Here is a 21078-nt window from a genome sequence, read left to right as displayed (position 1 = left end):
TTCATTGACAAATCTAGCATATAGAAAAGGGGATTGATAGCCGCTGAGCTCAACCTCGCCCTTGTTATATATGTATTTACGACTCCCCTTTGAACACTTTAGTCCACGCTTAAGCTGATAAATATAGTAAGGCGGCAATCGTAAAGAAAACGACCCAAGAAAAGTGTTTGGCGCGTGAAGCAATAAGTGCAACCAAGCCACTCAGAGCAAACGTAGCGGCCATTACCAATAGTAACTGAGCGCCTTCCACCTGCCACGAGAGTAACAATAACATCACAGCAATTCCCCACCATGCAATCGTAGTGAGGTGCCAAGCAAACCGCAAAGTGCGTTTAGTAAACCAGTCACTCCCAAACAGATGCGGCAAATTATCCCTCTTAAAAAGCCGGATCAAGATGTACTTTTCACCGAGGAAAGAATGGACTAAGCCAATCAAAAATATACATAACGCAGCGATGGTAATCACGGTTTACTCCTTTTATACCAGTTTGCTTATTTCGCCAAAGCAACTTTTTTATCATCTAGTAGACTATAAATGGCCTGTATTGCAGGGTCTATACCTGCAAAGTAACTTACCGAGTCTGGTAATACAGGCATATGCGGTGACACCCATATGCGATGGTCTTCAGCGCGGGAAGTTTGATGAAACTGAGAAGAAACCAATCCAAATACGCCACTATGTGGCAGTCTAAACCGACCCGCTTCGCCAATATGATTGGGCCTTGAGCCGCTTGGCTCACCAACCAAAATAGCGTCAGTAAAACTATTAATATTGGTCAATAAGTTTTGTGCGGCTGAAAACGTATTACGGCCCATTATCACAAATAAATTGCCATCTGGTTTTGCAGCTTCAAAGTAAATTAACGCTTTTAACAAAGGAGGCAATATAGAGCCATTCCCACCACTGTTATGCCTTAAGTCCAACACAAAATGTTTTACTTCATCTTGTTTTACCGTGTCGATTAACGCTTTACTAAATTGAGCGAGCGACTGTGTTTTCATTTGCGCCACTGCATTAAACTGTACGTATAATACACCGTTGGATTTATCCAATTGTTGCCAATAATGCTTATCTTTATGTCTCAAGTACTCGGGGGCATTTTTATGATTGTTAGGAAGCGTTGGAAAACCTCTGAATGCAAACGCTTGACCTTTAAGTTGTACCTGCTTTTTCTCGTCCTTGGTATTTGCAACCGTGATAGTGATCTCATTTGTACTTTCCGCAATGCCCAACCCTGTTAACACCTCAGGCATGGCTAAATAATAGGGCGCCAACCAAAGCTGTTGCATTTCATTATCTCTGGCATTGATTTTAGCCACTTTAGCTAGCGCCTCATCACTTGAAACGTGTTCAAAAGCAATTACTTTATAACCTATCAAAGCGGTAAACTCAGGCTCGGCATCAACGATATAGAGCCCATCTGTAAATGCGTAAAACTGCACAGGTAAACGAGTAAAGTTACCTTTTTCTCCAAAGGTCGGGACGATAAAATTATGACCATTACCCAAAGTACCAATTAGCTCCATCATCCTAAAAACAATTTGTTGATCGTCAAGAGTCGGTATCTCTGTGTATAAGTCTTTCGCCAATGCCTGCAATTTTGGGTTGGTGCTAGCCTGTTCATTCACATGCAAGCGCTTAATTTCCGCGAGTAAGAACGCCAAGTCTACGCGCCATTGTTGCACTCGCGTTAGTGTCGTGTCTTTGTATTGTCCCGCCACTATCTGAAATGGTTTATTGCTTTTGATAACCTCGAATGCCGTTTTGCTTGCTAAGCTGGCGCGCTCATCATACCGAGCTGACAGTGACTTACTGAGCCACTCATTGGCTTCATCTGGCTTATTGAGCTTAGCGTAACTCGCCGCTACTGTTATCATGATATCGTTTGAAGGCCGTGAACCATTTGGGATATTGGTCAGGTTTACCCCGAGCCTAAGTGCTTTTTTCAAAGCGATAGTCGCCGCTTCATGATGGCCTAATTGTACTTGCGTTAGTCCCAGCAGATACCAAGTATCACCATCGTCTTGATATGACTTCGTCAAACTTTGTAATAAAGGCAGAGCCTGCTGCCAGCGTTCGTCGCGCACAAAAGCCAACGCTTGTATGCGAGTTTTAAGATACACGACCGGATCAGGAACCTCATCTTGCTGGGGGCGATAGCCGATGGCGTCATTTGTTGGTGATAACACCCGAGCAGCCTGAGACATAGCAGGCTGTGTAAGCAACAAACTACTTAATACTAAGCAAGCGGATAGCGGTTTAAGAAAACGTAAGTACATCATATTTTTCCTTGTTATCTATTCAACGCCAGATTACTTAAGCTTGGTTAGTTTGGCGTACAAAATCAGGATACTGCACTCTAGCCGTTACATATAATTTGGCTTACCACCAATTAACCTATTGAATAAATTGCTTATTTTAATTTTAAAAACTGGCTAGGGGTGTAACCTGTTTGCCTTTTGAAAACACTGTTAAAGGAAGATTTTGAGTTAAAGCCCGCGTTCATCGCAAGCGCTAAGATGTTTACAGCTGAGCGTCCTTCTTCCTGTAATTGTTGTTTAACCTCATTAACTCGTAGGCCATTAATGTACTCGTTGAAGTTTTGGCCTCTACAGGTGTTGATCGCCCAAGAGATATCCTTAACGCCCAAGCCTATAACCGCTGCAACATCAAAGATAGTAAGCCGAGGTTGGCGATGCAAATACTGCTCTGTGATAGTTTGATGGATACTGTTAAATATCTCGGTCGGGTTTTCGCTAGGCTCACTCCCTATTTGGATTGACTCGGCCTCAGCTAGGGTATCTGTAAGTTTAGGCTGGGTGATAACTTTTACAATAAGATAGAGGTTAAGCAAAAGTAGCCAGCACAAGTTGATAAAATACCAAAGCGCTTTTGTACCAGGCTCATTGTATACTTGCATATTGAGCCTGACTAAATCCACCAGCGCAAACGCCATAAATAGGAGCAAGGTGCTTTTTATCCAAGACAAATCAAGCTCGTTAACATCAGATCTGACCTTTGCACAAGCCCCCTGATACATCAAAACTAATCGCACCGACAACGTGAAATATAGCAGTTGACTAATCGTTCCTATAACAATTACTTGTTGAGTATAAATAGTAAAAGGCAATACCACTAATACCGGTAAAAAATGCAGTAACTTTTTACTCAAAGGAACCTTGTGAGTGTGCAACATACTGGCAAAAAGAAAGTAGATTAACGGCCCGGTGGTGAGCGTAAATATAGGCGTAAAGAGATAATACGCTTTTAGCCCCAATGCTTCTTCGGCAAAATTCGTCGCCATTAATAAGCTTTGAAATACTAAGTAAAGCGCCAGTGGTTGCGTATGAATTTGCCTAATAAAAATGGTAATGGCCAGCAGGTACACGCCAATAGATAACAGTTGAACAACATTTACAGGAACGATTTGAAATGACAGCAGCACGTGGTAATTTTTTAATTATTTTTGTGCATTGTACGTCACTTTGCATATAAACGACAACGCAGCATATTCGCTGGCGTTAATTTACTTAACCTGAGGTTTTAGTAAGGAATGAGCTAATTTATTGTTTTTAAAATTATAAATTATTTCCTTATGTGGTGACCAGCTCTCGCTAAGTTACTTTTGCTTTTGCTGCTTACGCACGTTCGCAATGCGAGAACGGTTTTTTAATCTAGCTTCCGCACTTGCCTGGTTTGATGGCTTATTCACTCGAGCTTTACGGCGTTGGTGAGCTGGCTTTTTCTGGATTGTTTCAACTAGCTTTTCTCGATTAGCCACTTCATATCCTGGTAGATAGTAACGTGGGATCTGCTGTTCAATTAACTGCTCGATGTGGATCAAATCAGATTCTTCTTCACGGCTTACAAACGTGATAGCGTAGCCAAACTGACCCGCACGTCCTGTTCTACCAATGCGGTGCACATAATCTTCTGCAAGATAAGGCACATCATAATTTACCACGCGCGGTAAACCCACAATATCAAGCCCTCGAGCAGCAACTTCTGTGGCAACCATTACACGCACTTTGCCGTCGGTAAATTCGCGTAATGCACGGCGGCGAGCCCCCTGCTTTTTATCACCGTGACAAACATTGGCCTCAATGCCATCTAGCTGCAGCTCTGCGACTAGTTTATCAGCGGTTTCTTTCATGTTGACAAATACTAATACCTGCTGCCAATTTTTCTTACCGATAAGCTCCGACAATAACTCGCGCTTACGCTCTTCTTTAACAGGATATACAACATGACGAACCGTATCTGCGGTGCTGTTCTCAGGGGCTGCTTGAATAAGCTTTGGTTGATTTAAAACTTGTTTGGCAAATTGCTTCATCGCTGATGGAAAAGTCGCAGAAAAAAGCAATAATTGCTTATTTTCATCTACCGACTCGATGACTTTTTGCATGTCTGTGATAAAGCCCATATCAAGCATACGGTCGGCTTCATCCAACACTAGATGCTTAACCGTGTTCAAGGCAACATTACCAAGACGAATGTGATCCAACAAACGCCCAGGCGTGGCGACCAAAATATCAACGCCCTGCTTTAATCGCTCGGCTTGGCCATTCACATTGACTCCACCAAACAGTGCTTGCACTTTTAGATCTGTGTATTTTGCAAACGTAGCGCAATTGTTGGCAATTTGCTCAGCCAGCTCACGAGTTGGTGCCAAAATAAGTGCTCGAGGTGTTGACTGTGGCTCTGCTTCTAGCAATTTTTGGATAATAGGTAATGCAAATGCTGCGGTTTTCCCTGTTCCAGTTTGCGCTGTTGCGAGCACATCATTGCCTTGACGAACAGCAGGAATTGCAGCCTGTTGAATTGGCGTTAATGTATGAAAATTGATGTCTTGCAGTGCATCTAAAAGAGGCTGTGCGAAACTAAATGAAGAAAACGTTGCCATAATAACCTACGACCGAATCAAAAACGGTCGCAGATTATAAATGACAAACGGACTTTTAACAAAACTTAAGCAGGGTTTCGTCAATTAATTTTGGTGTAGCACCTAAAAAGTCACTTTCTTTTAGTTGCGAAAGTAGCTCAATCCCCTGTTTTTGTTGCGTAACAGAGAGCGGTACATACGGTAATCTAAACACCGGCTTCACCGCACCTGTCATGATCAATGCAGAATTTATTGCAATTGGATTTGGCTCGCAGAACAGCCAGTTCATTAATGGTTGTAGTGACTGGTTTAGCTCTGGGCTCGGTGTATCCATTAATTGTCTAAATAAACCCGGAATGATGTTTGATGCCACAGAGATAACCCCATGAGACTGGCTTTTATGACGGCTATCATGCGCTTCATCGTCATTTCCTGACCAACAAGCAATTCCTTTGGCTTCGTAGTGCGCGATTCTTTCATCGCCTGCGCATTCTTTCATACCAACGAAATGTTTATGACCTGCTAGTGGCTCAATAATATCTGGTGTTAGATCTTGTCCAGTTCTGCCCGGTACGTTGTAGATGAAAGCCGGGCCGATCTCCAATACTTCGTTTAAGTGCGCTTTTACTCCCGCAATCGAAGTTTTACCATAGTATGGATTGATCTGCAGCGCACAGTGCATCCCTGACGCAAAGCCATATTCCGTTGCTTTTTTTGCTTCGCGGGTATTATTGCTGCCAGTATTTCCGACGATTAGCAGCTTATCACCAAACTTATTTGCCGAGTGGGCAATCAGCATTAGGTGTTCTTCCCAATTCATCAATTGCCCTTCGCCAGTTGTCCCAGCAACAACAATACCATCAACGCCCGCTGCGATTTGCGCTTCAACAAGCTTGTCGTAAGTATCTAAGTCAATTTCACCAGCCATAGTGTAAGGTGTTTTGATTGCGGTAATTAAACTCGCTTTTTTTATTGATTGAATTTGATGCATGGTCTTTCTATTACTCTTCCAGTTGACAGCCATTTTTACCATAAATATGACTGAGATCCGACCCATAAAACCGAGTAAATCAATTAAAACCTATGAATTTTACACTCAGCGCTTGTTATTTGCGTAAAGATCCAGCAGAATCTTAATTACTGTATATTTATCCAGTTTATTTTATGGGACTGACACATTTTTTAAATACGCACTTTTATACCACGGCTGAGCTGAGCAGCAGCTTAAAGATATCTGAAGAACAACTGTCTGATTGGCAACAAATGAGTCTATTTCCCAATCCCAGTTACAGCATTCAGAACCAAATTAAGTGTAGCTCTTACTTTGGCCTTTACGAGTGTGAAGAATACACCGATTTTTATGCTCGTGGTTTATTGAACTGGGGACAGCTATTATTGAAGCACAAAGTTGACCAATCAAGTACTGCATTTGAATTGTTTCAGCAACGCTACTGTGAAGCATTGGCAAAGTGTATTGAAAAAGGCTTTTATACCGAAGATCCAAGCTTTGGTGACGACCTTACCGAACATGTACAACAAGTATGGCAGCAGTTTTTATGTGGTAAGTATGGTGTTATTAGTCAAAATGGCTTGGTCGAAGAAGCACTGTATATTGACTTGGGCCGTGCGATTATTGACGATATTACCGAAGCAAGAACAGCCAGTAGTATTGCACCGGAACAACGCACCTTAGTACACAATGCAATGAAGCTACTAAATAAAGCGCTTGCAGCCAATACGCAAGCAGAACAAACCGAATCACTTCGATCTAGGTATATTGATCAATTAATCAGTAAATATGACCTATCGATAAAGTAGCGTTGGTGTCTGGTAGCTCACCAGACTCCTACCAATACCGTTTTATTGGTGATGTACGCGAACACCTAGATTTGCTGCTCTAAGTGAGAACGAATAATCTCAAACGCTTTTAATACTTTGAGCTGGTCGTTGCATAAACTGTCGTACCACGCATCAAATAGCTCGTCATCTTGCTCGCTCAATGTTTGGTACTGCGCCAGTAACGTCACTATATCACTATGTGTGCAAGACAGCGTGTCTAACTCTTGTTGTAGTGCAGAGTCATCGTTGCTTTGCAGTTTAGCCAAAATCGAGTTATCTAACTCAGCATGTTTATCCATAATAAATGCTCTATATCTTTATGTAGTTTTAATTATTTTATAGTTCTGTCGTCTAAAGCAGTAAAAATTCAACACGACACCACTAAAACGACGCTTTGTGAAACTATCTAGTTCTAGTTATATCAGGCAATTTTAAGGAAAGTAAGTCCCTTTTTCTTAACTGCTCAAGATGCATTCAGATACGTTCCCATTACAAAAACAAAGTGTACTTACCGACCTAAAATTCAGCGACTGAAAAATAGTTGTTGAGAATAGTTTTTATTTATTCTATATTGATATAATATAACAACACAGTTAACTAGGAGTCGTTGTAATGAAACCAAACATTCATCCCGATTATCAACTCGTGGCTTTTCACGATACCTCTGTCGATAAATATTTTATTGTCGGTTCTACGATTAAGTCGGACAGAACAGTAGAGCTAGATGGTAAAAGTTACCCTTACTTCCCCATTGATGTATCCAGCGCCTCTCATCCGTTCTATACCGGTAAACAGAAGTTAGTCGCCAGTGATGGACGGGTGGCACAATTTAATCGTCGCTTTAAGAATCTAGCGACGAAAAAAGGATAGTTCTTATGAAAGTATTAAGTTCGCTGAAAAGTGCCAAGAATAGACCTGGCTGTCAGATAGTGAAAAGACGAGGCCGTGTTTACGTTATTTGCAAATCAAACCCAAGATTTAAAGCGGTTCAAGGTAAAAAGAAAAAGCGTTAGCAACGGATAAATGCCAAAATATACAGGTGAAAGTACACAGGTGAATGTCAGCCTATTAACCCAAATTCCGGCTAATAAGCTGACAGTCGCTGTTTTAAATAGATAGTCAAAGTACCATTAAAGCCGCTCAGTATTGGTATTTTCGCGCCCATTTAGCGTTAAGATACGATCGAAGCCCTAACAGTTCCCTCCCAAGGCATTATTGGTCAGCACAGAACTGTGAGATCGGGCTAGAACACTCCTTCTATATTAAAAACGTGTAGTACATAGTCGAGCTACAGTTTAAAAGAACAGGGGGAGACTTCACCCGACAAGCGGCTTCGAGCTAACAAGAGGTGGTCATCAATGTTACCTTCATTCTACAAAGCGGCTAATTGGCGTATTCAACTTAGATGCAATAATGACCAAAGTATAACGAACGAGTTAGCAGCTAGATAGCTGCTTAAAATCAATTAATTAACCTGCTTAATTGCTCAGGCTAGCGGCCTCTTTACACGTAAAAAATATCATTGCTTATTAAGGGAAATTTAGGTGTAATAAATACATAACAAGCGATTATGCAACACAAACTGCGTGTCGCATAAATACAAAAGTTAGCATTCTGGGAAGTTTGTGAGAATAATTCTAATGTTGGTGTCTCTAACTTTGATTGGTTGCTCCCCAGTTTGGGAAGAGCCGCCGTATGCAGTCTATTACATTGATGGTGCTAAAACGTTAGGTTATAGCATTGGTGAAGGTTCATATATTGGACGTATTGATGAGCCTATAGATATTAATACTAATAAAAAATACATATCAGTTTATGCTTGCCCATATAAAGCTTGTTCTTTTTATTACATCGATAAAACCAAAGACCACGAGTTTGCAGAGCACGACGAATTTGTATTTGGACCATATACAAACGAGCAGTTTACAACGTTAGTTAAAAAGCTAGGCTTACCGAGTGTCAACTCGGAGTAAGCTGAATGCTAACAAACGCTTTAACCAAGGGGACGCAAAACAGCAGGCTTGCGATCCTTCGTCGCTAGTCGCTAATTGTAGCCTGCTATTTTACGCCGGTTAAGCGAGACGTTATAAATCCTTTTAGAAACTGCGCGTAAATACAATAAAGGATTAATATGTCTTCAGCTTATCAACGTTTTTTCTCGAACAAGCTAACATTATCAATTTTAATAGTATTTAGTATTTATTTATTGTTGCGTGCTATTGCATTTTTTGTTCATCAGCCTATTCATCTTTCTGGTGATTATTTCTCATTTGAAGGCAAACAAGTGAGGTATGTCTGTAAAGGAAGCGGAAAACCTTATGTTTTTTTTGAATCAGGTTATGGCGATGACTCGGAAGAGGTTTGGTCATCAATTTCTGAGCAATTACCAAAGACATTCACGTCATGTTATTACGACCGTTTGGGCCATGGCGGCAGCGATGATATTCCAACGGATTTTACGACGGAACAAAAGGCCCAACTTCAAGCAACTCTAATTCAACATATTGCGGGTGATAATCCCGTAATTTTAGTTGCACGGTCATACGGCGGAATTATCGCTAGACACACTGCAGCAAGACCCAGCAATAATTTGGCAGCACTAATATTGTTAGATTCAGCGCACGAAAATCAACATGAAATATTACGCGGAACCTTTTCCCCTATCGCCACACATATGCTAGTTTGGCATTACGCTGATCCGATTCTGGGGATAACAGATATCAAGAGTCTTTTTAAGAAATATGACTCTTCATTGGATCAACGACTAGAGCATTACTTTTCCAGCTTTCGATACGCGCGTGTGATGTCAGCTTACCTAAACGAAGGAGGCTTCTTCACCCCCTTAGAAGACTTCAATTATGATTTCGGCAACTTAAAAATGGTGGTAATGAGCCATGATAGAGAAGCCTATAAAGCAGTCCCACGTTTCTACAGCGTGGGAGATAAGTGGGCTGAAATGCAAAAGAGTATCGCTCAGCTTTCTCATAATTCAGAGCATATTGTTGTAAAAGGCGCCACTCATAACATTCCTGGCGATGCTCCTGAGGTGGTTATAAGCAAGATTATTGAAACCGTGGGTATTGTTTCTAAGCAACCGAGCGTAATTATTTATAACGAGGCCTTGAAGACAGGCTCGTAACAGTTGGCTCGGTTCTGCTTCGCTACACATTTTAGCCAACAATTACTCACCGCTTAAGGCGGAGTTACCGAATAAATACCCTAACACGCTTTTGTTCAAATACGAGTGGGATGAGCACCCGTTATCGCAACTGGATTTTAAGATATGAAGTTGCTGTTAAACGGCCGAGTTTGGCGTTTATGTGACTGTCAGGTTTGATTAAGCGCTAACAATCAAACCTGACAAATAAAGTTAAGAATTATTCAAATAGCGTTAAAACTGGCTGATGTGATGCTGGGCGCCCTCTCTTTGCCAGTGCGTTTAACGTTTACTTCCCACCGCCAAATAGCAGTTCCCAGATACTTGGTGGTTCGTGCAATTCGTGATACTGCTTTCTTAACTCATCAATTTCTAACAATGCTTGACGTGCTAACTCCACATCGCCTTCGGCAATACTGCGCTCGGCGCTTGCCACTGTATCTAGTACTTTATTTAATCCTACGAGGGACTCAGCTGCTACCTCTTTTTTAAACGCAAATGTTTTACTCTTATCAACAAGCTTGGCTAAGTCTTGTAAATGGTCTTGCATTTCTTGTCCAGTTTTGGCTTTTACCGCCAATTTATACGTGTGCCCCATCTCTTTCATCGTCTTATTGAGCTCACTGGACTCATGAGCGGTAACCGAAGCTGATACCAGCAGCATGAAAATAAGTACTATTTTTCTCATCTAAGTCCCCTTTTAACCTGAGCGACTATTGTAAAGCAATTACACATAGAGCTGAATCCTAAGCGAAAAAAAGTGCCAAATATACTGTCAGCTTTTAGTTTTGAAGATATTTTTGAATATCATGAAACCGCCCATCTACGCTATAATTAGTATGCTTAATTTCGTTCACATTAGAGTTTCAAGGTGTCAGTAGAACTGCGTAGTTATGATAATAAGACTTTTATTTTTACTCGTTTTTTTGGTCTATAGCTGCACGTCAATTGCAGCGTCGCAGTTTAATGTTCAATTTATCAACCCAGGGTATGCCACTAAAAATGCCACTGGAGACTTTTGATATAACGTAAGTAGCATTATGCGTGCCGCTGCCCGTGACATGAACATTGATTTACAGATAGATTATGCCGCGCGAAACCATATCTTAATGAAAACGTTAGTAGCAGAGGCATTGAATAATGACTCAACTGATTACCTCATTCTTGTTAATGAAAAGTCTAGCGTGGTGCCTCACCTGCTTACACTCTCCGCAACACCGGTAAAGATCATTTTCTTGCTAAATGGGCCAAGTAAAGCCGAAGAAATTGCCTTGCACAATGCTGGACATCAAGTTATTGGCACGATTGAACCAGATAACTTTCAAGCTGGTTTTAAGTTAATGCATCAATTGGCACGAAAAGCATCCAATTCGTCCGCACCTAATAAACATGTTCTGGCTTTGCTCGGTGATGTTGCCACCACAGCAGCATTAGATAGGCAAAAAGGCATGCGGGCTTATCTAGAGACTGATAAAGCGCTTGAGCTCATCGCTGAAGAAAATTGCCAATGGTCACAACAAGAAGCTTATCGATTAGCGAAAGCTTGGCTGCAACGAGATCCGGCCATTACGACTATCTGGGCAGCAAATGATCCTATTGCCTATGGCGCGCTTCGTGCGGCTAAAGAATTACAGCGTAAGATCGTCATTGGTGGAGTTAATTGGGATCAACATATCGCCACCAAGCTCAATGTGTCAATTGGTGGTCATGTGTTACTAGGCGCCTACACACTGGTTCGTTTGGCTCAATACCACCATGATTACACAGCCATCGGGAATGTAACTTTGTCTATTTTCGAGCAGTTGGACGAGTCCAACTTGACGCTTTTCGAAGCCATACATGGAAACTTTCTTGGACAGCTGGAATTTTCACGTTACATTAACACGCCAGAGTGATTTACAATTGAAGAATTAACTACCTCCCTCAAAACCAAAATGACCATAAAAAATACAGTTAATTAATTAAATATGAATAATTGATTTATCTTGTAGAATGCATAATGAAATACAATGCAATTTTAAAGCGGTTAATAATTACACATTGACAGCGATGTCAACACCTGTTTTAGTTACAAACGTAAACAACATGTAAAACAGGTGATATATGAAAAACAGTAAAAAAAATGTAGTAAAACTTCTTAAACTTTCAGCACTCAGTGCGTGCGTTTGTGCCAGCCTTTCAGCTGCACATGCAGATACGCAACGTGTTATTGTTACACTTAAAGATGGCTCTGCTGCAAACACCCTTCCGCTGCGCCTAAGTGAAGCTGAAATAACACAGGTTAAATCTCAAGCACTGTCTCAGGCAGCTTATTCAACGCTTGGCAATGCGGCAGTAAAAACCTTACCTAGCATTAATGCATATGTGGCAGAAGTATCGTCGGAACAGATGCAACAGCTACAAAATGATAGCAATATTGCTCAAGTAGAAATTGATCCTAAACGTTACCTACCAAAAGTAGCGCCTTCAGCTATCGACTTACTTGCTGAAACTACGCCTTACGGTATTAACATGGTGCAGGCAAATCAGGTTTCTGATAGCTACAGCGGAAACCGTAAAGTTTGTATTATGGATACCGGTTATACGCTAGGTCATCAGGACTTGCCTAGCACAGGAATAACGGGTAACGACGGTTATGGGAACTATGATACTGGTGTATGGAGTAACGACGGTAATGGTCATGGCACGCACGTAGCAGGAACAATTGCAGCACTTGGTGGCAATAATACCGGCGTTGTAGGTGTAAATCCATCAGGTCAACTAGGGCTACACATTGTAAAAGTATTTAACGACCAAGGCAGCTGGGCTTATGGTTCAGACTTGATTAAAGCAATTGAGCAATGTGAACAAGCAGGCGCGAACGTTACTAGCATGAGCTTAGGTGGTGGCGCCAGCTCAGCTGCTGAGCGCAACGCATTTGAACAAAGCTATCAGCGCGGTATGCTACATATTGCAGCTGCTGGTAACGCTGGTAACAGCTCATTAAGCTATCCTGCTTCTTATAATGCTGTAGTGTCGGTTGCGGCCGTGGATAGCTCTGAGTCCAAAGCATCTTTCTCTCAGTATAACAGCCAAGTAGAGATTGCAGGCCCAGGTGTCGGTGTTAATTCTACTTGGAACAATGGCGCTTATAGAAGTATCAGCGGTACTTCAATGGCGACACCTCATGTTTCAGGTGTTGCAGCGTTGGTATGGAGCCACTTCCCGCAATGTACTGCTCAGCAAATCCGCCAAGTACTGAATACTACTGCAAAAGATAAAGGCCAATCGGGTCGCGATACTTCTTATGGTTACGGTATCGTACAGGCAAAAGCAGCGCTTGATTACCTAAATAATAATGGTTGCGATAGCTCTGGCGCTGTTAACGCTAACTTTAGCGTGAATGTATCGGGTATGACTGCCACATTCAGCAACCAGTCTACCTCTGGCAGCTATAGATGGGAATTTGGTGATGGTGCAACCAGCACACAAACTAATCCGTCACACACTTACGCGTCGGCAGGGACTTACCAAGTAACGCTTACCGTGACAGCATCTAACAACCGCACTGCTTCTAAAACAGTTGCGGTAAATATAGATGGCAACCCAACGGGTTGTAATGGTCTGCAACCATGGAGTGCGACTAAGTTCTACAATACTGGTGACCGTGTTTCATTTAACGGGTTTGAGTATCGCGCAACATACTGGTCTCAAGGTGCGAGCCCAGCAATTTACTCTAACGTTTGGACCAAAGTCGCTCAGTGTAAATAGCCCCTTTTTAACTTAACACTTGCTCTTTTTCAGGTGTTATTGACAGAAGGATTTATAGTGGCGCTCATGCGCCACTATTTATGGCTAACATTGCGCTACTAAGCAAGATCACCATAATCATCAGCCATTCTCTGCGGGAAATCGCTTCTTTAAAAAACCACATCCCAAGCATACTTGCACTTACAATCCCTATGGCCCTTTTTAATCCTTCAACCAGCCCAGGTTGGATCTCTGTGAGCGCTTGCATTTGCGAGATCACTGCGGCTGCAAAAACCAGTGAAGATAATACCCAAAGCCAGCCATGGCGTTTGAAGTTTTGGCGTTTAAATTGTGGCCGCAAGCAGATGAAATTGACAACAAAAACCATAAAAGTCAAAAAGCCAGCATGAAATGAAAGTGAACTATATTGCAAAGCTTGTTTATCGAATACGATGCAAAGCCCCCAGCAAACGGAAGTAATAGCTACTTGCTTAGCACCGGGCTCTTGAAATGAAAACCGACCTCCTTGCAATAAAAAAGAGGCAGCAACAATCACTGCAATGAGGCAAGCTTGCAAAACTGTTAGTGGCTCACCAAGTAGTAACCATGCAAAAACGCCAGCAAGGGCAGGCGTAACAGATAAAAGCGGAAGGATCACCGCCATTCTGCCAAGCGCGAGCGCCTGAATAAAGTTAACACTGCCGATAGCGGCGAGAATACCACTGGCTATTGCCGGGGTAAGATAATCGCTATTTGGCAGTTGTTTGTCTGCAACAAGCCAATAACCTACATAGGCCGGTAAAACCAGTAGGCTAAATATTACCGACATCTGCGCGGCTGAATAGTAACTTGCTAGCCTTTTTCGTAAAAAATCAAATACAGCCCAATGTAAAGCACTGAATAAGGCAATCGCCATCTATTATCCTTGTTGTAGTGCAATTTCTGTTTGAAATTTCATATAGTCATTGATTTTAGCGTGATCAGGCTTCCAGCCCAATAAAAACCGATAAAAGTCCGCCCACACCACGGGCCATAGCGATTCCCATTCACTAAGCAATTGAGCAATGTCGATTGACGCTACTTTTCCAAGTAGCTCAATTCTGAGCATATCTAAATATAATTTTAAATATTCATCAGCGTGGAGTAGCTGAGCTTGTTCATCTAGAATTGACGTAATAAATAGCATTAAGTCAGATACGCCCACTCCCTTGCCCACATACTGAAAATCAAAACCTAGTGCTTGGTCATCATGAAAGGCAAAATTCGCAATTTTAGCGTCGCCGTGCACCCAAGTTTGCCAACGGCTCTGTTTAATTTTATTACTGAAGAGTGACGCTGCCTGCTTTATACTGCCTGCTTGCATTCTGGCAAACTCATCTGGGCGGGTATCAAGGTTCCAATAATTACCCTGCTCCCAAACATGCTCTGTAGGGCTTTGTAGAAAGTGAGCATGAAATTTTGCTAACCAGCCAATCACCGCCAATATTTGTGTTTCCGTAGGTGTATCAACCTGTTCAAAACCTTGACTAGAAAAGTCTCGAAACACAATGTAATTCATGTCATTGACTCCCCCTTCGCCTAAATAACTCGCAGTATTACAAGGAGGGATCAATTCGCAGGCATGATATTTATAAAAGTGTCGCTCAACTTCATAAGAGCGACGTTTACGCTGCATGGCAGTCATCGACTGCTCTATCCGCTTATGTTCAAGTTGCTCGGGCACTTTTGTGCGCTTTATAGCAAGCTTGCCAACATCGTGATTAATAAACAACATATCACCACAACCACTCCAAAGCTGTTGGTTTTGCTGCGATGACATAGGCGCAGAAATGACGTCAATTGGAATACTTATTTTCACTGTGTTACACCTTTTTGTTATCTAACTTGAACCTAGTGGTGAATTAGCTGATTCAGTGAAATTCATCAGCCAAGTTCCAGTTCAAGTTATTTCAACACAGTACAACCCTTTGCTTACTTCTCACAATAAGCAAACCGTTCTACAGTGGTTAGTAATTAGTAATTAACCTAAGCTGCGAATAATTATAGCTGGTGTTATTATCTTTACCCAACATGAAAAAACCCTTAACCAAACGGTTAAGGGTTTTTACTTTTAATTTAAGTTAGAATTTTAACTTATTCATTTACAGCTTGCTTAACGGTTTCTTTTGCAGTCTGCTCATTTAGTAAGTTTAAATCGAAGTCAAATTCATCCACGCGAATGGCTTTTTCGCGCTTACGATTGTAATCAACCAATTTTGCGTATTCTTCTTCGCTGATAAGATTACCAACCAATGCGTTATCAAGGGTTTGCTCAAAGCGAACGCCTGGTTGAATTTCACGCTTGCGCACAGCCTTTTTAACTTTAGCGAGTAGTTCTAGACAACCCATTTTAGCTTTGTAGGCTTGTTCATTAATATCATGACCGTCACCCGCAGTAGGCTTCACAAGGTGGGTAAGTTGTGCCTTAAATGGTGTGTCCATTTGCGCCGCCGCAGCCAACTCTCTGATCATGTCATCATTAATCTTAGGCATTTGCTTTCCACTAAATTGCATGGTGATCACACGCATAAACTTGCGAGTTCCACTTGCAGGGAAGTTATCTAAGAACTTATGTAGTGCTTCTTCTGCGCTAGTCAGTGCGTGTCTTGTCGCATAGTGGAAATACGGCGCAGCTTGTTCACGCTCAGCGACCGCCACTTTTTGCTCGTAGTACTTAATTGAAGCCATCGCCGCATATAAGTGGCTCATCACATCTCCTAGACGTGCCGATAGCATTTCAGCTTGCTTCAGTTTTCCACCAAGTACAAGCAACGAGAAGTCTGCATAAACCGCGAGTTTAGCCGCTAATCTATGAGCTGCTTTTTCATACGCACGTACTTCTGGCAATGGTGATTTTGCATCCGCTGTGAACGGCATCAAGCCATATTTAAATGCACGAAGGCTATTTGCAACACTGTAGCTAACTGTCTTAGTTAGAATGCCACGGAACTTACTGTCTGCGTCTTTCTCTTCGCTGTGAATTGACTCCACCATCGACTGCAAATATGGGTGACAACGCATCACGCCCTGGCCGAAGATCATCAAGTTACGGGTAAGGATGTTTGCACCTTCTACGGTGATCGCTATAGGCTGCGCCACATAACCGCTCGCAAGAGTATTTTGAGGACCATTTTGGATAGCCTTACCTGCTAAGATATCCATCGCAGAGTCAAGCACATCACGTCCCGTTTCTGTCATGTGATATTTAGCAATCGCAGTCACTACTGATGGTTTAAGGCCCATGCCTAGTCCTTCAGTCGTTAGTACTCGCATTGCTTCTTGAAGATATGCTTTACCAGCGATATCCGCTAGCTTTTCCTGAATACCTTCAAATTGACCAATAGACAGACCAAACTGTTCGCGTACAGCAGCATACTCAGATGCTGATTTTAACGCCACTTGGCTGGTAGATACGCCAAGTGCAGGTAGTGAAATACCACGACCAGCGCCTAGGCAGCTTACTAACATCTGCCAACCACGACCGATATTCTTTTGACCACCAATAATAAATTCCATTGGGATAAAGACTTTTTCACCACGAGTTGTACCGTTGTAGAAACGAATTCCCATCGGGTCGTGGCGATTACCAAGTTGTACACCTGGATGGTCATGCGGAATTAGCGCACAGGTAATACCAAGTTCTTTCTTACCACCAAGCAGGCCTTCTGGATCAAGCACTTTAAATGCTAGACCAAGAACGGTCGCGATAGGCGCAAGAGTAATATAGCGTTTGTCCCACGTTATCTCTAGACCCAGCACTTCTTCACCGTTGTGCACGCCTTTTGTAACAATACCTTGGTCTGGAATGCCACCGGCATCAGAGCCCGCTTCAGGGCTTGTTAGCGCGAAACAGGGAATGTCACGACCATTTGCTAAGCGAGGAAGGTAGTGTGCTTGCTGCTCTTTAGTACCATAATGTAATAAAAGCTCACCTGGGCCTAACGAGTTAGGCACCATTACGGTTACTGCAACGGCAGACGACTTAGTTGCAATCGTACCGACAATTGTTGAGTTTGCATAAGGGCTAAACTCAAGGCCGCCGTATTCTTTTGGAATGATCAAAGAAAAGAATCTTTCTTTTTTCAAAAATTCAAGCACATGCTCAGGCAGGTGTTTGCCATTTTGAATTTCTGAGTCATCGATCATGCCCATTAATTCTTTAACTGGACCTTCTAAAAATGCTTGCTCTTCTGCGCTTAGCTTTGCTTCAGGCACCGCTCGCAACGCCGAAAAGTCAGGCTTACCTTGATAAATTGACCCTTCTAACCAAACATCACCTGCATCTAATGCTTCTTGTTCTGTGATTGAAATGCTTGGGAGGATCTTTCTTAAATTCGTTCTTAGGCTCATAATTAACTCATCCGACCAGATAGATATACCTACATTACGGCATAAAAATTCGTTTAGATCAATTACTCTAGCCAACTTTTTAACGGCTTTTTTACTGAATTATCGACTGGTTAATATAAATGACTGCGAAATTAATGGCTTACAACTGTAAGTCGAAAAAGTAGATTACTGTTCTTAGAGGAAAAATAGGAGTGACCGAGGAGGTTTGACAGCCTTAGCAGTTCTAGGCTGACATTTTATCTATAACCAAGATGGTTTTTGAAACCAGCACTGCCATTAAAACAGTGCGATTTTTGCTTTGCATAGCTGCTCTATCGTAGCCGGTGAAACAACAACTTCAACTCCGCGTTTGCCTGCACTAACATAAATTTGCTCATATGCTAAAGCACTCTCGTGAAGTAAAGTGGGCAGCTGTTTTTTCTGCGCAAACGGGCTTATACCACCAATTAAATAACCGGTTACCTTTTGCGCGTTCTGTTGATCTGCAAGCTGTGCTTTTTTCCCCTTACACGCTTTTGCAAAGGCTTTTAAATCCACTTGTTGCGTCGCAGGAGAAACGGCTACATGCAATTTCCCATCAACGTCAATCAGCAGTGTTTTAAATACCTTTTCTCGGTCTAGGTTAAGCTTTTTGGCAGCCTCATTAGCAAAGTCGTGATCGTTAGGATCGTGTTCAAATTGTAGTATTTGAAATTCAACTTTAGCCTTCTTTAGTAGGTTAATCGCGGGCGTCATCTGCCATCCTTTTATACTAGCTTTACGGTTTATACCAAATATATTAATTAAATCAGCCACTTGAAGCAAAGAAATAGCGTTAGTAGCTAGGCAAAAATTTTGCTATTTACCCTGAACTCGGGATAAGAAGTTAGTTAATCAACTAAAATATCTAAACTCAAACACGTAATACCACTCTAGCCAGAAGTTGTTTCTTTATACAAGGCAAATTTGTGCGTCAATAGCGAGTCTATTGCAAGCAAATTTAACGCAGTAGTAAGGAATAACCGCTGCTAGAGAACAAGTTGTTATCCCGAGTTCAGGTTATTTTGTTGTTCATTTTTATCGACGCTAATGTGCTATTTCCCCCCTTCAAATGGATTAGAGAATTAATTCAATTGGTATTTAAGGGGACTGTTATTAATGCGTCTTTCTACCAAGATGTCAATCTTGTCTATACTGGTAAGTACCAAACAAGCAGGTCTAGATAATACCTTTTTACTTAATAACCTGAACTTCGGGTAATTAATGCCTTTCTAGCAGCCAGTTTTAGCGCTAACTGCGTTGAATTCACTGCCAATAGCCAGCTATTGGTGTGTAAATTCGCCTTTCCTACAGGATATAGATACCAAGGCGGTAGCAGGACGCAAGAGCGGAGTTACCCCAAAAACTCTCTGGCTAGATAAGAAAGCTATTTAATGTGTTTTTAAGACAATGAGTTAGCTAATTTCTTATCCAAACCTCAGGTTTAATTGGTATATCGTCTGTAACGAAATATCTAGTCATTTTGGTGGAATGTGATGAAAACTTTGATAGCTAAATATTTACTTTGTCTACTCGCGCTATACCTACTGGTATTTGCGTTATGCCAAGAATACAAGCGCTGGGAAACAGCTCAGCTATGTAGTCAGAAATGTGCCCACCTTAATTCAGCGTCTCAAGTGCGCGTGCATACCAAGCTAAGTGGTGCTATCTGCTACTGTGTTAAAGAAGCACCAACGCATATTGTTATTGTCGAGCCATAGCAACTTCAGACAAAAAATGCCCACAGTTTGTGGGCATTTCTCTAGGAAACTAGCTCTAGCTTCCCCAGCTCTAGGCGTAGGTTACTTAGTTAAGTCGTCAAAAAACTTTTTAACGCCGTCAAAAAAGCCTTGTGCCTTTGGACGATTTTTACCGTTGTTTTCGCCCATAGACTCTTCAAACTCTTGTAGAAGCTCTTTTTGACGCTCGTTCAAGTTTACTGGCGTCTCAAGGACAACCTTACAAATTAGGTCCCCTACTGCACCGCTACGTACAGACTTCACGCCTTTTCCACGCATACGGAACATTTTGCCTGTTTGACTTTCTGATGGGATCTTCAGCTTTGCACGGCCGTCTAGGGTTGGTACTTCAATCTCTCCACCCAATGCTGCAGTTGTAAAGCTAATAGGTACTTCACAGTATAAGTTGTTGCCATCACGTACAAAGATTGGGTGTTCTTTCACACTTACTTGTACGTACAAGTCGCCCGCAGGGGCACCATGCACACCGGCTTCGCCTTCACCTGATAAACGCACTCTATCGCCTGTATCGACTCCAGCAGGGATCTTAACGTTAAGGGTCTTGGTTTTTTCTACGCGGCCTTGTCCATGACAGCTGTTACAAGGATCAGAGATAATCTGCCCTGTACCCTGACAAGTTGGACAAGTTTGTTGCACAGCAAAGAAACCTTGACGCATTTGTACTTGACCAGCACCATGACAGGTAGTACAAGTTTTTGGCTTAGAACCTGCTTTCGCACCGCTGCCATCACATGGTTTACAGCTCACCCAAGTAGGTACTTGGATGTCAACTTCTTTACCTCGTACCGCTTCTTCTAGGCTTAACTCTAGGTTATACCTTAAATCTGCACCACGCTGTTGTCTTGATTGACGGCGGCCACCGCCACCACCAAAGATATCACCGAATACGTCCCCGAAAATATCGCCGAAGTCGCCAGCACCGCCAAATCCACCATGACCAGCACCACCGCCTTGTTCGAAAGCTGCATGGCCGTATTGATCATACATCTGGCGTTTTTGACTATCAGTCAATATCTCGTAAGCTTCTTTTACTTCTTTGAATTTTGCTTCGAGTTCAGCGTTACCAGCAGTACGGTCAGGGTGATACTTCATTGCAAGACGTTTGTACGCCTTTTTAATGTCACGTTCACTGGCGTCTCTTGCAACACCTAATACTTCATAATAGTCAGGTTTAGACATTTTTATCACACTACTCTTTCTTGGCAACTTATGTCGTTGCAGACTCTGCCGAGCCCTGTCGCTTGCAAATTAATGCTAGACAACAGTCTAATTTATAAACACGTAGGGCGCGACAAGCCATACA

At 42.2% G+C, this 21078-nt stretch carries 20 protein-coding genes; 8 read left to right on the top strand and 12 right to left on the bottom strand.

Going from position 1 to position 21078, the window contains the following annotated elements; all coding sequences use genetic code 11:
- Positions 1–109: 109 nt before the first annotated feature.
- The 5 genes from CEX98_RS05650 to CEX98_RS05630 form a co-directional block, all read right to left on the bottom strand.
- A complete protein-coding gene (locus CEX98_RS05650) occupies positions 110–466 on the bottom strand; it encodes a hypothetical protein (protein ID WP_099641138.1) in 357 nt (118 codons plus the stop codon).
- A gap of 26 nt (positions 467–492) precedes the next feature.
- The gene (locus CEX98_RS05645) at positions 493–2283 is read right to left on the bottom strand and encodes a hypothetical protein (RefSeq protein ID WP_242441639.1); all 1791 of its coding nucleotides are present in this window, start codon (positions 2281–2283) and stop codon (positions 493–495) included.
- Between the two features lie 131 nt (positions 2284–2414).
- Positions 2415–3446, bottom strand: a complete 1032-nt coding sequence (locus tag CEX98_RS05640) for a helix-turn-helix domain-containing protein (protein WP_242441638.1) — start codon at positions 3444–3446, stop codon at positions 2415–2417.
- A 174-nt stretch (positions 3447–3620) separates the two neighbouring features.
- Positions 3621–4904: a DEAD/DEAH box helicase gene (locus CEX98_RS05635; RefSeq protein ID WP_099641136.1), complete on the bottom strand. Its 1284-nt coding sequence runs from the start codon at positions 4902–4904 to the stop codon at positions 3621–3623.
- Between the two features lie 55 nt (positions 4905–4959).
- Positions 4960–5874: a 4-hydroxy-tetrahydrodipicolinate synthase gene (locus CEX98_RS05630; protein WP_099641135.1), complete on the bottom strand. Its 915-nt coding sequence runs from the start codon at positions 5872–5874 to the stop codon at positions 4960–4962.
- A 173-nt stretch (positions 5875–6047) separates the two neighbouring features.
- Here CEX98_RS05630 and CEX98_RS05625 point away from each other — a divergent pair, with 173 nt between their 5' ends.
- Positions 6048–6701, top strand: a complete 654-nt coding sequence (locus CEX98_RS05625; protein WP_099641134.1) for a DUF6058 family natural product biosynthesis protein — start codon at positions 6048–6050, stop codon at positions 6699–6701.
- A 65-nt stretch (positions 6702–6766) separates the two neighbouring features.
- On the opposite strand, the gene CEX98_RS05620 is transcribed toward CEX98_RS05625, so the two are convergent.
- On the bottom strand, positions 6767–7021 hold the full coding sequence (locus CEX98_RS05620; RefSeq protein ID WP_099641133.1) for a hypothetical protein: 255 nt from the start codon (positions 7019–7021) through the stop codon (positions 6767–6769).
- Positions 7022–7334: 313 nt separating this feature from the next.
- On the opposite strand from CEX98_RS05620, the gene CEX98_RS05615 reads away from it, so the two are divergent.
- The 4 genes from CEX98_RS05615 (at position 7335) to CEX98_RS05600 (ending at position 9861) form a co-directional block, all read left to right on the top strand.
- A complete protein-coding gene (locus CEX98_RS05615) occupies positions 7335–7592 on the top strand; it encodes a type B 50S ribosomal protein L31 (protein ID WP_099641132.1) in 258 nt (85 codons plus the stop codon).
- Positions 7593–7597: 5 nt separating this feature from the next.
- A complete protein-coding gene (gene ykgO, locus CEX98_RS05610) occupies positions 7598–7735 on the top strand; it encodes a type B 50S ribosomal protein L36 (protein WP_099641131.1) in 138 nt (45 codons plus the stop codon).
- A 612-nt stretch (positions 7736–8347) separates the two neighbouring features.
- Positions 8348–8695: a hypothetical protein gene (locus tag CEX98_RS05605; RefSeq protein WP_099641130.1), complete on the top strand. Its 348-nt coding sequence runs from the start codon at positions 8348–8350 to the stop codon at positions 8693–8695.
- 158 nt (positions 8696–8853) lie between these two features.
- Complete coding sequence (locus tag CEX98_RS05600; protein ID WP_099641129.1) at positions 8854–9861, top strand: alpha/beta hydrolase; 1008 nt, start codon at positions 8854–8856, stop codon at positions 9859–9861.
- 307 nt (positions 9862–10168) lie between these two features.
- Here CEX98_RS05600 and CEX98_RS05595 read toward each other — a convergent pair whose 3' ends face one another.
- The gene (locus CEX98_RS05595) at positions 10169–10567 is read right to left on the bottom strand and encodes a cytochrome b562 (protein WP_099641128.1); all 399 of its coding nucleotides are present in this window, start codon (positions 10565–10567) and stop codon (positions 10169–10171) included.
- 352 nt (positions 10568–10919) lie between these two features.
- Between CEX98_RS05595 and CEX98_RS05590 the strand changes: the two genes are divergently transcribed.
- Positions 10920–11774 (top strand): substrate-binding domain-containing protein, encoded by an 855-nt coding sequence (locus CEX98_RS05590; protein ID WP_242441637.1) that lies wholly within the window; start codon positions 10920–10922, stop codon positions 11772–11774.
- A gap of 208 nt (positions 11775–11982) precedes the next feature.
- Positions 11983–13629 (top strand): S8 family serine peptidase, encoded by a 1647-nt coding sequence (locus CEX98_RS05585; protein WP_099641127.1) that lies wholly within the window; start codon positions 11983–11985, stop codon positions 13627–13629.
- A gap of 64 nt (positions 13630–13693) precedes the next feature.
- On the opposite strand, the gene CEX98_RS05580 is transcribed toward CEX98_RS05585, so the two are convergent.
- The 4 genes from CEX98_RS05580 to ybaK all read right to left on the bottom strand — a co-directional run bounded on the left by CEX98_RS05580 (position 13694) and on the right by ybaK (position 18732).
- Entirely contained in the window at positions 13694–14524 is an 831-nt protein-coding gene (locus CEX98_RS05580; RefSeq protein ID WP_099641126.1) for an EamA family transporter, read from the bottom strand.
- Between the two features lie 3 nt (positions 14525–14527).
- Positions 14528–15466, bottom strand: coding sequence for a kinase (locus tag CEX98_RS05575; protein WP_099641125.1), 939 nt, complete (start codon positions 15464–15466; stop codon positions 14528–14530).
- A gap of 275 nt (positions 15467–15741) precedes the next feature.
- Positions 15742–17997: an acyl-CoA dehydrogenase gene (locus tag CEX98_RS05570; protein WP_099641124.1), complete on the bottom strand. Its 2256-nt coding sequence runs from the start codon at positions 17995–17997 to the stop codon at positions 15742–15744.
- A gap of 276 nt (positions 17998–18273) precedes the next feature.
- Positions 18274–18732: a Cys-tRNA(Pro) deacylase gene (gene ybaK, locus CEX98_RS05565; RefSeq protein ID WP_099641123.1), complete on the bottom strand. Its 459-nt coding sequence runs from the start codon at positions 18730–18732 to the stop codon at positions 18274–18276.
- A 779-nt stretch (positions 18733–19511) separates the two neighbouring features.
- On the opposite strand from ybaK, the gene CEX98_RS05560 reads away from it, so the two are divergent.
- Entirely contained in the window at positions 19512–19736 is a 225-nt protein-coding gene (locus CEX98_RS05560) for a hypothetical protein (RefSeq protein ID WP_099641122.1), read from the top strand.
- Between the two features lie 81 nt (positions 19737–19817).
- Here CEX98_RS05560 and dnaJ read toward each other — a convergent pair whose 3' ends face one another.
- A complete protein-coding gene (dnaJ, locus tag CEX98_RS05555; protein WP_099641121.1) occupies positions 19818–20954 on the bottom strand; it encodes a molecular chaperone DnaJ in 1137 nt (378 codons plus the stop codon).
- Positions 20955–21078 lie beyond the last annotated feature (124 nt).

Source organism: Pseudoalteromonas piscicida, assembly GCF_002744175.1.
Classification (GTDB): Bacteria; Pseudomonadota; Gammaproteobacteria; order Enterobacterales; family Alteromonadaceae; genus Pseudoalteromonas; species Pseudoalteromonas piscicida_B.
Note: the sequence above shows the minus strand (reverse complement) of the source record. Positions and strands in the feature narration are given on the sequence as shown.

What these genes read in the sequence shown, in the direction of transcription:
- ykgO (WP_099641131.1), top strand. Translation starts at nt 7,598, where the DNA reads ATGAAAGTATTAAGTTCGCTGAAAAGTGCCAAGAATAGACCTGGCTGT.
- dnaJ (WP_099641121.1), bottom strand. Translation starts at nt 20,954, where the DNA reads ATGTCTAAACCTGACTATTATGAAGTATTAGGTGTTGCAAGAGACGCC.
- CEX98_RS05580 (WP_099641126.1), bottom strand. Translation starts at nt 14,524, where the DNA reads ATGGCGATTGCCTTATTCAGTGCTTTACATTGGGCTGTATTTGATTTT.
- CEX98_RS05620 (WP_099641133.1), bottom strand. Translation starts at nt 7,021, where the DNA reads ATGGATAAACATGCTGAGTTAGATAACTCGATTTTGGCTAAACTGCAA.
- CEX98_RS05590 (WP_242441637.1), top strand. Translation starts at nt 10,920, where the DNA reads ATGCGTGCCGCTGCCCGTGACATGAACATTGATTTACAGATAGATTAT.
- CEX98_RS05645 (WP_242441639.1), bottom strand. Translation starts at nt 2,283, where the DNA reads ATGATGTACTTACGTTTTCTTAAACCGCTATCCGCTTGCTTAGTATTA.
- CEX98_RS05630 (WP_099641135.1), bottom strand. Translation starts at nt 5,874, where the DNA reads ATGCATCAAATTCAATCAATAAAAAAAGCGAGTTTAATTACCGCAATC.
- CEX98_RS05595 (WP_099641128.1), bottom strand. Translation starts at nt 10,567, where the DNA reads ATGAGAAAAATAGTACTTATTTTCATGCTGCTGGTATCAGCTTCGGTT.
- CEX98_RS05600 (WP_099641129.1), top strand. Translation starts at nt 8,854, where the DNA reads ATGTCTTCAGCTTATCAACGTTTTTTCTCGAACAAGCTAACATTATCA.
- CEX98_RS05585 (WP_099641127.1), top strand. Translation starts at nt 11,983, where the DNA reads ATGAAAAACAGTAAAAAAAATGTAGTAAAACTTCTTAAACTTTCAGCA.
- CEX98_RS05625 (WP_099641134.1), top strand. Translation starts at nt 6,048, where the DNA reads ATGGGACTGACACATTTTTTAAATACGCACTTTTATACCACGGCTGAG.
- ybaK (WP_099641123.1), bottom strand. Translation starts at nt 18,732, where the DNA reads ATGACGCCCGCGATTAACCTACTAAAGAAGGCTAAAGTTGAATTTCAA.
- CEX98_RS05635 (WP_099641136.1), bottom strand. Translation starts at nt 4,904, where the DNA reads ATGGCAACGTTTTCTTCATTTAGTTTCGCACAGCCTCTTTTAGATGCA.
- CEX98_RS05570 (WP_099641124.1), bottom strand. Translation starts at nt 17,997, where the DNA reads ATGAGCCTAAGAACGAATTTAAGAAAGATCCTCCCAAGCATTTCAATC.
- CEX98_RS05560 (WP_099641122.1), top strand. Translation starts at nt 19,512, where the DNA reads ATGAAAACTTTGATAGCTAAATATTTACTTTGTCTACTCGCGCTATAC.
- CEX98_RS05615 (WP_099641132.1), top strand. Translation starts at nt 7,335, where the DNA reads ATGAAACCAAACATTCATCCCGATTATCAACTCGTGGCTTTTCACGAT.